12 protein-coding genes are annotated in these 14969 nt (G+C 43.8%); 4 read left to right on the top strand and 8 right to left on the bottom strand.

Going from position 1 to position 14969, the window contains the following annotated elements; all coding sequences use genetic code 11:
- Positions 1-10: 10 nt before the first annotated feature.
- The 4 genes from DN068_RS06990 to pheT are packed head-to-tail and all read right to left on the bottom strand — an operon-like array spanning position 11 to position 3957.
- A complete protein-coding gene (locus tag DN068_RS06990) occupies positions 11-739 on the bottom strand; it encodes a DUF6048 family protein (RefSeq protein WP_110998185.1) in 729 nt (242 codons plus the stop codon).
- Positions 739-1278 carry a DUF6452 family protein gene (locus tag DN068_RS06995; RefSeq protein ID WP_123985265.1) on the bottom strand — a complete coding sequence of 180 codons (540 nt, stop codon included), beginning with the start codon at positions 1276-1278 and terminating at the stop codon, positions 739-741. The genes DN068_RS06990 and DN068_RS06995 overlap by 1 nt, the downstream gene beginning before the upstream one ends.
- Entirely contained in the window at positions 1271-1546 is a 276-nt protein-coding gene (locus DN068_RS07000; protein WP_110998187.1) for a hypothetical protein, read from the bottom strand. Before DN068_RS07000 ends, DN068_RS06995 begins: the two co-directional genes overlap by 8 nt.
- A complete protein-coding gene (gene pheT, locus DN068_RS07005) occupies positions 1546-3957 on the bottom strand; it encodes a phenylalanine--tRNA ligase subunit beta (protein WP_110998188.1) in 2412 nt (803 codons plus the stop codon). The genes DN068_RS07000 and pheT overlap by 1 nt, the downstream gene beginning before the upstream one ends.
- Positions 3958-4367: 410 nt before the next feature.
- Between pheT and dnaB the strand changes: the two genes are divergently transcribed.
- The 4 genes from dnaB (at position 4368) to DN068_RS07025 (ending at position 9383) form a co-directional block, all read left to right on the top strand.
- Positions 4368-6140, top strand: a complete 1773-nt coding sequence (dnaB, locus tag DN068_RS07010) for a replicative DNA helicase (protein ID WP_110998189.1) — start codon at positions 4368-4370, stop codon at positions 6138-6140.
- 317 nt (positions 6141-6457) lie between these two features.
- Complete coding sequence (locus tag DN068_RS07015) at positions 6458-7591, top strand: cysteine desulfurase family protein (RefSeq protein ID WP_110998190.1); 1134 nt, start codon at positions 6458-6460, stop codon at positions 7589-7591.
- A 305-nt stretch (positions 7592-7896) separates the two neighbouring features.
- Positions 7897-8697, top strand: coding sequence for a hypothetical protein (locus DN068_RS07020; protein WP_123985266.1), 801 nt, complete (start codon positions 7897-7899; stop codon positions 8695-8697).
- Positions 8697-9383 carry a hypothetical protein gene (locus tag DN068_RS07025; RefSeq protein ID WP_110998192.1) on the top strand — a complete coding sequence of 229 codons (687 nt, stop codon included), beginning with the start codon at positions 8697-8699 and terminating at the stop codon, positions 9381-9383. The genes DN068_RS07020 and DN068_RS07025 overlap by 1 nt, the downstream gene beginning before the upstream one ends.
- A gap of 40 nt (positions 9384-9423) precedes the next feature.
- Here the strand turns inward: DN068_RS07025 and DN068_RS07030 are convergent, their stop codons facing one another.
- From DN068_RS07030 to DN068_RS07045, 4 genes are all read right to left on the bottom strand, one after another.
- Positions 9424-9735: an antibiotic biosynthesis monooxygenase gene (locus DN068_RS07030; RefSeq protein WP_110998193.1), complete on the bottom strand. Its 312-nt coding sequence runs from the start codon at positions 9733-9735 to the stop codon at positions 9424-9426.
- Positions 9736-9870: 135 nt separating this feature from the next.
- Entirely contained in the window at positions 9871-12945 is a 3075-nt protein-coding gene (locus tag DN068_RS07035) for a hypothetical protein (protein ID WP_110998194.1), read from the bottom strand.
- A 293-nt stretch (positions 12946-13238) separates the two neighbouring features.
- Complete coding sequence (locus DN068_RS07040) at positions 13239-14123, bottom strand: hypothetical protein (protein WP_110998195.1); 885 nt, start codon at positions 14121-14123, stop codon at positions 13239-13241.
- A 181-nt stretch (positions 14124-14304) separates the two neighbouring features.
- Positions 14305-14946 carry a hypothetical protein gene (locus tag DN068_RS07045; protein ID WP_110998196.1) on the bottom strand — a complete coding sequence of 214 codons (642 nt, stop codon included), beginning with the start codon at positions 14944-14946 and terminating at the stop codon, positions 14305-14307.
- Positions 14947-14969 lie beyond the last annotated feature (23 nt).

The raw sequence follows: 14969 nt of genomic DNA on the forward strand, positions 1-14969 counted from the left end.
TTGGACAATATTAAGCTTTCGGCTTTTTTTTCCAGCGAATCGCGTAACTCACATAAAAGTTAAAATCGAAGATGGTGTTTTTATCGCCTTTACCGTAACCTGCGATATATGCTGGCGGCAATTCTTTGAGCGCACCTTGATTGAGGAGAAATTTGCCGCGTATATTCCAACCCAGAAACCAATGCTGCAGCAATTCTACCCGTACGCCACCTGTGATTTCCATCCAGTGCGCCATCAGGCTTTTCCCGGGCACCGAGCCAGAAGTCATGCCCCACATTGGATCCTCCGTTGTATAAGTGGCATCGCTGCGCTGAATGAATGCAACACCATAACGCGCACCAATAAACGCCATATCCCAGTCTTTGCCGGTAAGCCTCTGCAGCATACATTTATCGACGCCTACTCTGAAAAATGAATTGGTACTGGTATAATTCAAATCATCGTAAGGCACTTTAGCGCTACCCCAGCCGCCTTCAACAGCTGCATACACCTCATTTCCGATATAATAATCCGCCTGAAACTCATAGCTCCTGCGATTATCATAAACCAGATTCTGAATCGGACGTGAAACATCGACACCAAAACGAAGCTGATGCGGCAAATCAAATTTCGGTGCTTTTCTGCGATGCGTCGTAGTGTCTGCAGCCGCAGTATTTGCAGGTTGCTGCTGCGCAAACAGGTCCATTGCCGGAATCAACAGCAACAGGAAGAAAAAGAATATTTTTTTAAACGAAAGCATTAAGAATTTTTGTGGATATAGATTTTCAGGTTCTCGATGTTTGCGTTTCCGTTAATAGTTCCGCTACTGAGCACTACCGAATCGATAGCATGAATATTGTCGGCAAAACCATGTCTGGTTGATTTAACGTTGTTGATACTATAGTAGTACGTATAACCACAGGCATTGGAAATAAACTTAAGCTGGCGGTAATAATAAAACGTAATTGTATCCCGGCGATCCAGATAAGCGGAATCCGGCACGAAATACCAGCTGCAGCTGTCTACCGTCGGATTGAGCGTAATTTCATTATAAAACTTATTTACATTTTGCCCCGCGGAATAACCTTTCTGAGGCGAATCTGCCGGTCCGAGAATCGGATTTAAAAGGAAGGTATCTAATACAGCCGTTCCAGTATCGGCAAAACGATATGCGCCCGCACGTACATACACAGTAGTGGGCGTCAGGCAGGGATCACGCTGCGTTTCGCAGGCAACCAGTCCCAACGTAAGCAATAACATAATGACTCCTGTAAAAAGGCTTCTGTCTTTCTTAGTCATTCAGTGCATTCAGTATTTGATCAATAGAGCCAATAACCGTATCAAGCTGCTGGCGCACCATTGCGCGCTCTTCTGGCGCAGTGATTACCTGTCCGAACTGCATCAGTTGAATTTGTTCTTCTTGTGTGGCCAGTCTTGCGTTCTGAATATCGATGGTCTGCAATTGCACTTTAACTGTTTCCTTCAGACGGGCATTTTCCGTCTGAAGGAGTGAGTATTTTTTCATCAACATATCCAGCTTGTCACGGAGCAATTGCAATTCCTGCATTATTCACGGATTTGAGCTTGTAATTTATTTTTATAAGCCTGCATCAGGTCTTTCATCACTGTTTCGATTTCTATATCGGTCAGTGTGCGGTCCTGAAGCTGGAAGGTGTAACTTAAAGCGTAAGATTTTTTACCAGCACCGAGTTTTTCACTTTCGAAAACGTCAAACAGATCGAATGACTGAAGGAAAGCAATTTTCTGCTGTTCGGTAATTTTCTTCACCTCATTATAAGTAACCGCCTTGTCGAGTACAATCGCCAGATCACGCTGTACCGCCGGGAATTTCGGCACTTCGGTATAAACGATTTTATTAGCCGCCGCCGCAGTCACCCACAAAGTCCAGTTGATCTCTGCGTAGTAAACCGTTTGTTTAATATCAAACTCGTGCAGGCGTTTTGCCGTCACTTCCGAAATGGTAACCAATACCTGATTTTTCCATTTCCAGATAGCAGTCAGACTACCGTTCAGTTCTTCATAAGAAAGCTGAGCTGATTTAACCCCGTTTTGCGAAAGCAAAGTCTGGATCACACCTTTCAGATAAAAGATATCCGAAGCAAGCGATTTCTGATTCCACTGAGCTGTTTGCATATTACCCGTTGCCCAGATAGCCAGCACCATTTGCTCATCGTATTTCTCTTCGGATTTGCTGTAAGTCTTACCCAGTTCAAACAACAGCAGATCAGAATTCTTACGGTTCACGTTATAGGAAATCACTTCCAGACCACTTTCCAGCATCGCAGGACGCATTACATCCAGCTCATTGCTGAGACTGTTGAGCATGCGCACCAGGTCTGTACGTTCCGGATAGTATTTGCTATTGACGATCGAGTTGGTAACGATTTCCTGGAAACCCAGACCACAAAGCTCATCCGCGATCTTCTCACGTTGCTTGCGATCATTTGGCAATGCTTTAGTCAGGGAAATATTCAAACGTTCCGGAATGGCTACATTGTCCAAACCATCGATGCGCAGCACTTCTTCAGCGATGTCTGCAGGTTGCAGTACATCTGTTTTGTTGGAAGGCACGAGCACAGTCAAACCAGCTGCGTCTTCTTTCTCTATCACGAAATTCAGCGCCAGCAAGATTTCTTTGATCGTTGCAGCAGAATAGTCTTTACCGCAAACCTTATTAATATATTCGTAAGTGAACGAAACATGCACCGGCTCTAAAGCGCGTGGATATACGTCGATCACATCAGAAGCAATTTTACCACCCGCAATTTCCGCAATCATTGCAGCTGCACGTTGCAAAGCAGGCAATAAGTTATTGCTATCCACACCTTTCTCAAAATGAGTAGCCGCGTCTGTACGCAGGCCGTGATGCAGTGAAGTACGACGAATAAACGTTGGGTGGAAATATGCAGATTCGAGGAAAATACGCGTAGTAGCTTCGGAAACACCGCTATTGGCGCCGCCGAATACACCAGCGATACACATCCCTTTTTCAGCATCGCAGATCATCAGATCGTGCCCTTGCAGTGTACGTTCTTTATCATCAAGCGTAATGAATTTGCTGCCGTCGGCTAAAAAGCGCACATGCACTTCGTTTCCGGCAATTTTATCGGCGTCGAAAGCATGCAGCGGCTGACCAAATTCATGCAGCACATAATTGGTAATGTCCACTACGTTATTGATCGAACGAACTTCAATCGTATTCAGATATTGTTTCAGCCATTCCGGCGACTCGCCCACTTTTACGTTATCGATGCAAATGCCCATATAACGCGGACAGGCTTCCGCTGCTTCTACAAAAACACCCATTTTCATACTTCCCGAAGAAGCAGGCAAAACGATTTCCGGTTGCTTCGGACTTACTTTCACACCGCGATGGTGGGTTAAGTACGCACAAATGTCACGCGCCACACCGATATGACTCATCGCATCGGAGCGATTTGGCGTGAGGCCTATATGAACTGCAAAATCCGGTTCCGGAATGTTAAAATATGTTTTTGCCAGCAGACCAACAGGCGTATCGGGCGGCAATATCAGAATGCCGGCATGACTTTTACCCAGGCCAATTTCGTCTTCTGCACAGATCATACCTTCGCTATCCGCACCGCGAATCTTTGCTTTTTTGATGAGAAATGGTTCGCCTTCAGTGGGATAAACAGTAGTACCAACCGTTGCCACCACTACTTTTTGTCCGGCAGCTACATTTGGCGCACCGCATACAATATTCAGCGGGGCTTCTTTGCCCACATTTACAGTTGTAACACTCAGTTTATCAGCGTTCGGGTGTCTTTCACAGGTCAGCACTTCACCGATCACCAGCCCTTCCAGGCTTCCTTTTACAGCTTCTACAGTTTCTACAGCTTCTACTTCCAGACCTATGGATGTCAAAATCCGGCTCAGTTCTGCAACAGGCAATGCCTCGGGCAAGTACTGCTGCAGCCATTTGTACGAAATGATCATTTACTCGGGTAAAATTTTGTGTAAAGATAGCCTTTGGCAATAGGAAAATGAATCGTTTTTATGAAATTCAAGTTTGCCGAAGTTATCAACATTAACTGTGTATAACTATGTGTAAATCCTGTCAATATTTCCACATCATTGTGAATATAGCCCATAAAAGCCGATCTTCGCGTGAAGAAGTTTGGGGAAAACATGTGGATGGATGGATTATAACTATATACTTCCGTTTTTTTTGCACTCTGATTTTTCGATTATACATTAGCCGTTCGGCGCTCGGTTAACCTTCCCTTAATACAGGGTTAACATTGCGGAAAGCATGCTTTACGGACCGCTTTTTGAACCTGTTTTTACCACTGCACCTGAAACTATAGAAGACACTTACTAACAAACAATTAGATTGTTCATTTACGATGGCAGTAAACATTAAGAAGGATTTTGGACCAGCCAGGAAAACGAAGCCCGATCTCAGCACCCTAGTATATGGCAAAGTTCCGCCGCAAGCCCCTGAACTGGAAGAAGCAGTTCTCGGCGCAATCATGCTTGAAAAAGACAAGCTGGCGGAAGTATTGGAAATTATACAGAGCGAAGATTGCTTTTATGTAGACGCCAACCAGAAAATATACGCCGCCGTTCGCCGCCTTTTTGATAAAGGTATGCCGGTAGATCTCCTCACAGTAACAGAAGAGCTGCGCAAAAGCAACGAACTGGAAATTGTAGGTGGCGCTTATTATCTCACCAAACTGACCATGAGCGTGGTTTCCAGTGCGCACGTCGAAGCGCATGCCCGCCTTGTGATGGAAAAATTCATTCAGCGCGAACTGATCCGCATCTCCGGCTCTGTGATCGCTGATGCTTATGAAGACAGCACAGACGTATTTGATCTCTTAGATAAAGCGGAATCCAACTTATACGAAATCACGGACAAACACCTCCGTAAAAACTTTAAGAGCCTCAAGGAAGTAATGGTTCAGACGATCCATGAAATTGAGGAAGCCAAGAATAAAAAAGAAGACGTAACCGGCGTTCCAACCGGATTTACGAAACTAGACCAGCTGACTGCCGGTTGGCAGAAAAACGCACTGATCATCGTGGCAGCACGTCCGGCCGTGGGTAAAACAGCATTTACGCTGAACCTGGCGATGAACGCGGCTATGAATGCCAGCAAACCTTTCCCGATTGCATTCTTCTCCCTTGAGATGGGCGCAGGCGAACTTGTAAAAAGGATGCTTGCAGCGGTAACGGAAGTTAGCATGGATGCGATCACAAAAGGTCGTATGCAGGAACACGAATTTGTGCAGCTGACGCAAAGAATGAACAAACTGGCGTCTGCCCCGATCTATCTTGATGATCAGGCAGCGCTCAATATCTTCGAATTACGTGCCAAAGCACGCCGTTTGAAGCAAAAACATGATATCCAGCTGATCATCATCGATTACCTGCAGCTGATGTCGGCCTCCGTAAATGGCGGCGGTAACCGTGAGCAGGAAATCAGTAAAATCTCCCGCGATCTGAAATCACTGGCTAAAGAACTGGAAATTCCGATCATCGCGCTGTCTCAGTTGAGTCGTGCGGTAGAATCGCGTAAAGAATCCAAAGTACCACAGCTGAGTGATCTTCGTGAATCGGGTGCGATCGAGCAGGATGCGGATATGGTTATGTTCCTCTACCGTCCTGAATATTACGGCATTAATAACGATGCAATGGGCCAGCCAATTGAAGGTGAAACCCATCTGCATATAGCTAAAAACCGTAGTGGTTCAACCGACACCATTAAAGTGCGCTTTATTAAAGAATACCAGAAATTCGTTGACATGCCGGATGATGACTTCAGTGGTTTCAACAATTTCAGCGGTGGCTTTAATGGTGGCGGCGACTTTAACGGTGGCGCCGGTGGCAACTTCGGCGGTGGCGGCGGAAACTTTGGTGGCGGTGGCAATAATTTCGGTGGTGGTGGTGGAAACGGTGGTTTTATGCCACAATCAGACAATCCACGTGCCGGCATGAATCCAAGCCGTGACGCCAGTGATTTCGGTGGTTCTAAAATGTTTATCCCCGGTGGTTTCCAGACTTTACAGTCTAAAGCAAACGATATGAATTGGGACGATGACGATCCTTCGATGGGTGGCGGCGCTCCGTTCAAAATGGGAAATAACCGTCCACCGGATGATGATACTCCTTTTTAAGCTGAAAGCTTAACGCCTAAAGCTCAACACTTCACATTTTGACGCACGCATATTTTTTAACGCTCAAAACACAAAGCCCGACACTGTGTTTTGAGCTTTTTCTTTTTGAAACTCAGCTTTAGGCCCTGAGCTTTAAGTCTTCAAAACAGAACAGTACATATTTTTAATTTAATCTTTGAGTTTCAACTTTACGTCGGGCAGCTTTAGGCATTAAGCGTTAGGCTTTTAGCTATCTATTGAATTTTGAATTTTGCCTTTTGACTTTATTAAGTATTACGTAAATTTGTACCCTTTAAAAAAATTACCAATTCGCTAAAATGCACCGTATTTATTTCGACAATGCCGCAACTACTGCACTGGCTCCTGAAGTACTGGAAGCCATGATGCCTTTCCTCACTGAAAAGTTTGGTAATCCTTCGTCCATTTATTCTTACGGGCGAGAGAGCAAGATGGCAATTGAAGCGGCTCGTAAAACGGTAGCACGCATTCTGAATTGCAACCCGGGTGAAATTTTCTTCACTTCAGGTGGTACAGAAAGCAGCAATACGGCAATCAATGCGTCCGTAAATGATCTTGGCTGCAAACACATTATCACTTCTCCGATCGAACACCATGCAACGCTGCATACGGTAGAAAACCTGGAGAAAAAAGGCATCGTACGCCTCAGCATCGTAAAGCTGACAGATAAAGGCCATATCGATATGGCAGACCTGGAAAGTCTGCTGGCGAACAGTCCGGAAAAAACGCTGGTAACACTGATGCATGCCAACAATGAAGTGGGCAATATCCTTGACATTCAGGCGGTAGGTGAACTATGTAAAAAATACGACGCGATCTTCCACAGCGATACGGTACAAACAGTGGGTCACTACCCTTTTGATCTGAAAAACACTTACGTTCATTTTATTAATGGCGCAGGACATAAATTCCACGGTCCAAAAGGCGTTGGCATTCTGTACGTAAATGAAAACATTCAGATCAAACCATTAATCAACGGCGGTTCACAGGAACGTAACATGCGTGCCGGTACTGAAAACCTTTATGGCATCGTTGGTTTTGCGAAGGCTCTGGAAATGGCTACAGAACATTATAACAACGATAGTGAATACATCCGTGGACTGAAATCTTACATGGCAGAACAACTGACGCACACATTTGCGGGCGTTAGCTGCAACGGTGATACCAACGGTCGTAGCCTGTACACGGTATTAAATGTGTCATTCCCGAAAACAGACAAAACGGACATGCTGCTTTTCAATCTGGATATGGCCGGCATCTGCGTAAGCGGCGGCAGCGCCTGCAGCAGCGGAGCAAGTTCTGTAAGCCACGTAATCAAAGCTTTGTACAACGGTAAATCTGAAACGATGGTGCCAATCCGTTTTTCTTTCTCTAAACAAAACACGAAAGAAGAGGTGGATGCTGTCATTGAAAAGTTAAAAGACCTGATTTAATACATTTTTAAAAATAGCCAAAAGCCGTCCCCACAGCGATTGTTGGGACGGCTTTTTTTATGCTTTAGCAGGGAAACAATCCTCACAATTTCCGCAAGGATTGTTTAATGAAATGCAATGTTGATATGGCTTACAGCAGCAATAAAATATAGATGGAATGGTTAATGTAAATGTCCGTTGAATAATTATCCCCCGCAACGTGAGAAATAGCAGCACTATCCGGTATTTTTCACGGGACATTATACACGTTTGCTTTTCTAGAAAACATCCTGCACTTTTACAATACAAACCAACCACAAACACACATGTCTATGACTCTGGCCATGACGGCCTCCCAAACGAATGCAGCAAAGTCAGATTTTGCGAACCGCTATTATGTATCCGGTACTGGTGATACAAACTTCAGCAGCCAGTTTAGTGTATTATGGGATGATTTCTATTTTGCCGTACAGCAAATCATCTTTGCCCTGGGTTGTGACGAAAAAGACGTGGTCCTTCAGTTCTTTCACCGTTATGATGCCAGTGCCCAATCCTGGTTTCTGACCATGGGCGGCGGCGTGATGAATGGTACTCCTGTAACGAAAGTCGGCAATGACAACGTTTATAACATAACCCCGGGTGATGTACGTTATGATCTGAGCAACGACGGCGTTAACCCTTCTTCGTTTGACGGAACGTACGCTGACGATTATTTTGACAATTTCTATTATCGTCCGCTCGACACTACCTACCTTCCATTAAGCGCAGATACCAGCCACACCACTTATGTAACGTCTGTTACTTTTGACTGGCTGAAAGAAATTTACCAGCTTTATCTAGACAATTTACCGACAACACCGGCAACCATCAATCTGGTTTTTGCGAGCATTTCATATGATTGTCCACAACCAGGCAATCCTTACAGCAATGTAGAATGGCCGCACTCCATTTGTATGTTTATAAACATAGACGGCGATGACGCTTTAGACAATTCACCTGCGCCTATAGGTGCTATGTTTAAAATGCGCGCAGCCGATTGCGGCACTAATCAGCCGCCAATGATACTTCAATACATTATGCCAACTGCATTAACCGCAACGCAAGGCGAGAAACCGGTAGTGGGATAATGAACTGGATATTCTACAGCAAGATATTTCTCCTGATATTGGAGTCTATTGCTTTTGTGACAGCATTGTGTACTTTCAAGTACCACAATGCTGTCTTTCGTTTATTCTTTTTTGACTTGCTGTTCATTTTTCTGCTAGAGCATGCCGGCATGATTGTTGGTGAGATTTCGCCGAACTCAAGGTTTACCCATTCTATATCGAATCTTTTCCTGCTCGCAGAAATTCCGATCATTTATCTCTGTGCCCTGAAACTAATTCCCAGTCATTTTTTCCAGCGGCTGGCAAGCGTTAGCATCGCTCTGTTTTTAGTGCTCTGGGTGAAAAACGCGTACGAGAGTAAATTTTTTATACTCCCGACATTCCCGACGATGCCTTTTCTCTTCGGATCGATTTTTGCACTGATTATTTTCCTAGTCATTCTCATCCGCATGATTGGCCGAGATAACATCTTCAAGCAACCGCTGTTCTACTTCAGCCTGGGCATGCTGATTTTCTACGGCTGTACGATACCCTACATCGGCGTGGTTAACTATTTTGTAAAAAAAGACAACAACATTCTGCTCAAACTCGTGCAGATACTTTTCGTAAGCAATTACATCCGTTATTCTCTTTTTGCGATTTCCTATATCGTTCTGGCACGCCAGCAAAAAGCAAGAAAATTGCAGGAAACAATCGCGACAGCCTAGTGAAAATGACCGGAAACAACAAGAAAATTGCGACAAAATATTAGCCGAAAATATCGGTGGAAACATCAACCGTTTTCATTATTTCTACTTTGTGCGAATGGCCGATATCGCTTGCGTCCCTTCTTTCCTGGAATAATTTAAACGAGGGTACGGCAAGGATTTGTTTTTGCGCCGCTTCATTTTGATAGTGTGCTAAATGGAGAAAGGTTTTTCCGTCTTCCAATAAGTATACGTTGTAGCGAAACGGAACATGCTTCATTTCTTTAAAATCCTGCATAAATCCATTGATGTTTTCCAGGTTCTGCTGAACGAATTCGGATTTTACTGTGTAAGTTACTTTTACGGTTATCATATCTGATCATTTTACTTGATGAACGTTTCGATACTATAACAAACGAATGCCCGGAAACAGGACAAAGAATGTCCGGAAATGATCAATATTTTTTTCGCCTTGTTTGGCGTTCACCGCTGCAAGAACCAAACGCCGTTATTTCAAACTCAAACCCAGATACCAAACCGGTTCTTTACTAAACGTTCCCGGCCAGCCTACTTGTACGCTGATTGGATAACCTGCCAATGTTGTTCGTGCGCTTAAACCATAGGCAGTTTTGAAGCCTTGCTTCGTATCATTCCAGGTTTCTTTAGCGGTCGCAATGTCAGAGAAGATGCCCAGCTGCAGATTATTAATACTCGATAACGGTGTTTCAATTGGAATCAATGTCTGAAAGACCGGAAAATACAGATCCGCATTGAATACCGCATATTCGTTACCGTACAGACTGTTTTGATAATAGCCTCTGAAAGGCGTTACCAACGTAGTAAACGCATAAGGCGCATTCTGAGCGAAGTGCACATTACTATCAATCTTTGGTGCCACATTATTATCTACACCGCCCAATGTATACAACACTTTATGATCACCGCCACTATACCCGCCTTGCAATCTAGTCACAAGCGTGATGTATTTATAGATCGGCTGATGGTAGCTGAATTGCGCTGTGCAGCCTGTTAACGCGGATTGTTCTTGTGTAAAACCTTTAAACAAATCGATGCCGGCTTTTGCTGTAAAGCCTTTATAAAGATTCGGCAGCGTTGGTCGCAATTTCTTCAGTTCATAACTCAACGCATTAATCGACCATAGACTCTTAATAGCCGGATAAGTCAAACTATATTCATCTGTTGCCAGGAACACCGTGCGGTCTTCGCGCAGCGCCGTTGTAAAATCAAATTTGCTGTAGTAACTCAGCGGATAGCTCGCCGATAATTCATAATAGTGCGTTTTCACCTTGGCGGCATTCGGATAGGGATTACCGGTTTCATCTATCCAATTCCGTTTCGGATCGGGTTTTAAATCATCCACATTTCGATAGTAAGCAACACCCCAGTCCAGCTTACGTTTGGTATTACGATAGCGAATGAAAAACGTACTTCCTTCTGTGCCCGCAGGTATACGATACGCGACGGTAAAATGATGATTTTCGAACAGGTCTGAGAAACCGCCTTGCGCCATACCGCCAATTTCAGGGAACTTAAATTGTCCCTGATAGTTTAAATATGGCTGATAGCGGTTGATATAATAATCGTTATTGACCTGCGCCGAGAAATAAGCACTGTATAGCTGCAATACATAAGGCGAAGCCGCACTATCATTTGCTATTTTATTCTTTTGCCCTTTAGCCTTGTGCTTTGCACTATCAGACTTTGAATCGCTTGCTTGATTCGCTGCTTTGAGTACACCATCCAAAAATGAAGGCTTATCATCCCTTGCAGCCTTTAGTATAGAATCTTCTTTCGCTCTGGCCGCAGCGCGCGCATTGTAGTCAACCAGCCAGGGAGCAATTTTATTTTCGCTATTGATCGTTCTGATTGAATCTGAATTGATGAATAAGCTATCTTTTGTCGTTGTCCAGGTAATCATCTGATGTTTGGCAGCATTAATGAAAAAATTGTCTTTCGGCTGCGCAATGATTTTCCGCTCGCCTCCGGTTTCGATAAAATACTGCAGCGTGCCATTCTCTGTACTTGAATACAATAAGCTTCCGTCTGCCAATAGCTGTGGCTGATCATAATGGATGTATGGTATTGTATCTGTATGAACCGGCAAAATGCCTTTGTCCATTCGTTTGTAGATGCCTTGCGCATTCACCAACGTATCTTTTCCATTTGGATTGTTGCGCTTTTTCGTCCGATTGCTATCCGGACGATTGGAACTAAAATAAAATTCATCTCCACTTATCGCCGGGCTGCGATCATCATACGTATCATTGGTCAGTGGCTTGTATTTGTCCTTGCGATCATTAAACAATACAATATCACTCTCCCCATTCCGCCAGGCGGAAAGCAAAAATTGATTGTCTTTTAATTCCTGAATGGTACTGATACCATCCGTGCCATTCAACGTGTTTCTATCCACAAAGCCACCATTCGGATCATAATGTTTTACGACTAGTTTGCCTTTCTCCGGCAATGTCACCAACAACTCCTTTCCATTTGCCGACCAGCTAATAATCGGATACAGATTATCGCTATGATCATTGATCCACGGCGGAAGATTGTAATTTATTTGTTTTCGGGTAGCCTTGGTTTTGATATTATAAGTATAGACGGTCCGCGTAAATGGCGTTGACAAAACATAAGCGATGTACTCATTTTTAGCGTCAGGAAGTATTTGAAGAATCCTGCCATTTACGTGTTTTACAGCAATTGTTTGCTCTTTTGCGTTTGCGTTTTTTTGTTTCAAACTGTCTAAAAACACATTTCCCACATTCATCACATTCCGCACATTAAATCTTGCTTGATAATAGGCGACGCATTGACTGTAAAGGCTATCAATCCTCCTTTTCGTAATCAACCGAACTGCTGTGGGCAACGGTTTTCTTTTGCGCAATTGCACATAAGTCTGCATCACAGCCGTTGGCAAATACTTTTCCGTCAGGAAATAACAGAACGCCAAACCCGCAATCGTCTGATGTTTACTGATGACTTCTTCCCAGCCGTGAAACTGATTTTGCCGGAAGATTTTTTGCAAAGCATCTTCATCTTTAATCTGCCAGCCGTTCGACATATAACAGATTGCTCCTTCCTTAAACCAATGCGGCACCGTTTCTTGCGTAGCGCCCGTTGCCTGTGCCTCTACGCTTGTGCCGTTCAATTGCGCCTCCCAGATAGACCGGGCAATAGCTTCTTTGAGTTCTTGCCCTAATTGCTCGTAACTACCATTATAAGCCAGCAACAAACGATTGCCCTTGGTGATAAAAGTAGGCAAGGTTAAATCCTTCAGTTCAGAACCGCCGACATTCGACTCATACAACTGATCGGTAGCCGGATAAATAATGATGTTCGGCGTTGACGACAAACTCGTACCCATATTCTTTTTCACCCGCGCCAAAGCAGTAGGATATTCACGAACCACATAGCTGCATAAACTATCACAGCCCTTCGGGAAATAAACATGCAGGTTTTCGGTCAGCCTTTGCTGCCATTGATATTTGTGGTACTGAAAACGGTTGTAAGTAAAGCTTTGCTGGGCACGGACCCCAAAACTACATAATATCAAAACCACTAAAACACAAAAGCGAATTAGCCCTTCGACTCCGCTCAGGGTGACAAGCGTTGGGAACACTTTAAGCTTTATGCTTTCAGCGTTAAGTCTTTTTTGACTTTTGAATTTTGCTCTTCGACTCCGCTCAGGATGACAAGCGTTGGAAAGGCTTTCAGCCTTCAACCTATTTGAGCATTTGACATTTGACGTTCGCCCTTCGACTCCGCTCAGGGTGACAAGTGTTGGGAAGGGTTTACACTTTAAGCTTTCGGCATTGAGCCTTTTTTGACTTTTGAATTTTGATTTTTGACTTGTCACTTCCATCTCTTCCCCATTGAAAGTCCTACATAAAAATTCGCCTGCCATGGATAAGCCTTGTTCTCCGCCATGATGGCGAGTTCCTTGGAGTAAAAGGCAAAGTTGCCACCAATCGTAATTGTTTTGATAAAGTTTTTGTTTTTGAGTGGTTCAATAGCAATCCCCAGATCTGCGAAAGCGCCCGGCACATAAGTGATTTCGCTAAGGCTTTTCGTCCAGTTGGAAGCTCCAAGGATAAAACTAGTGTTTAGAAACTTCTCTTTATTTTGTTCGCTGTATTTCTCTTCCTGCATCGTTGCATGCTGACCGGCACTATCATAATTCACATAAATCAGTTTGAGATAATAAGGCTTCAGCATCGCCATACTCGCACCTGCCTGTACTCGCAAACTCACGCTCATATTACCTTCCAGGAGTCCGGGCAATAGTAAATACTCTTTACCATAACCAAGTTGTAAAGTGTACAGATTATTGATCTTCCCAAACACATAAGGCGACGCCGCTCCCAGTTCCGGAAACGCAGTATTGCCTTTCTGTTGCTTGACCTGCTTCTCGTGTTTGATTTCAGAAAAACTGAGTTGAAAGAAATGACAAGAAGTATTATTGTCCCGCTTTTGATAATACGCGAACCCGCTCCAGCCGTCAGTATTGAGTTTTCCACCGACTGCCAGCGCATGATTATAATTGCTATCCAATCCCCATTTCTGTAAGTGATCGCGCCAGGATTTAATGGCGGATTGCTTTTGGGAGATTTGCTTGGCTGCTTTTTGTTTGGCAGTGGAGGTGGATTCCCAGGTTTGAGCATGGGACGTAAAAGCGATAGCTGTTGTAATAACAGCTATCGCATAAACTTTTAGCACATTGCTTGTCTTAAAACTCAATCTTTAATTTTTGCGAAACGATACAAAATAACAAAAGGTGGATAATTGCAGGCTAAAACTAACCGGTCTGATGTAATCTGCCGCTTGATCAGATAATTTGCTAAAAGCAGCATCATTGATGGTCCAAACTGTTGCATCGATATCAGGCTGTCGTTATGAAACGGCCATGTTCCTGAGTCTACTATTCGTAAAAATCTGCGACAGTAAGCTTTTTCTCCATTCTGTACTGCTGTCGATCAAATGGCAAAATATTATTTTCTAGCAGATAGCTCAATCCTTTCATTTTTAGCTCCCGATTCCAGTCCGATATTTGTTTTTGTAACATTGTCACCCCAATATCATTAGTCGTAACATACGCTTCTTTACCTAAACGTCTTTTTTTACCGGCCAATATCTTCTCTAGATCTTCTGCACGTTGCTTATAATTTAGCATTTCATAGTCGAAAATCTTTTGCCGATCTTTTCCCAAGAATATGGCAACACTATCATCATAAACATCATCTATGCGCCCCTGACAAGTTCTGAGTATCCAGTAATAGGCTTTAAATTTCTGAGATGCTACATATCGATCAGTTTGCTGATAACCCCTATACTTCCAGGGCGTGCCCGTAGCATATTCATGATACCAAACCATCCGACCTTCGATCGTATCATTCAGCGCTACCTGAACCAATGAATCTATGGCAATTTCCGTTGTCTTGAAATGTGATAAAAATTCATTGAGCGTACAATTTTCCAAATCGTCTAATACTGGAGGGAATTGCTGAGCAAACACGCCAGCCGGCAGAAAGAACCACAAGAGCATTAATATTTTTTCTTTCATTGTTATGGCGTTGGAAGGTTTCG

Source organism: Taibaiella soli (assembly GCF_003236175.1).
In the GTDB taxonomy this organism is placed as follows: domain Bacteria; phylum Bacteroidota; class Bacteroidia; order Chitinophagales; family Chitinophagaceae; genus QKTW01.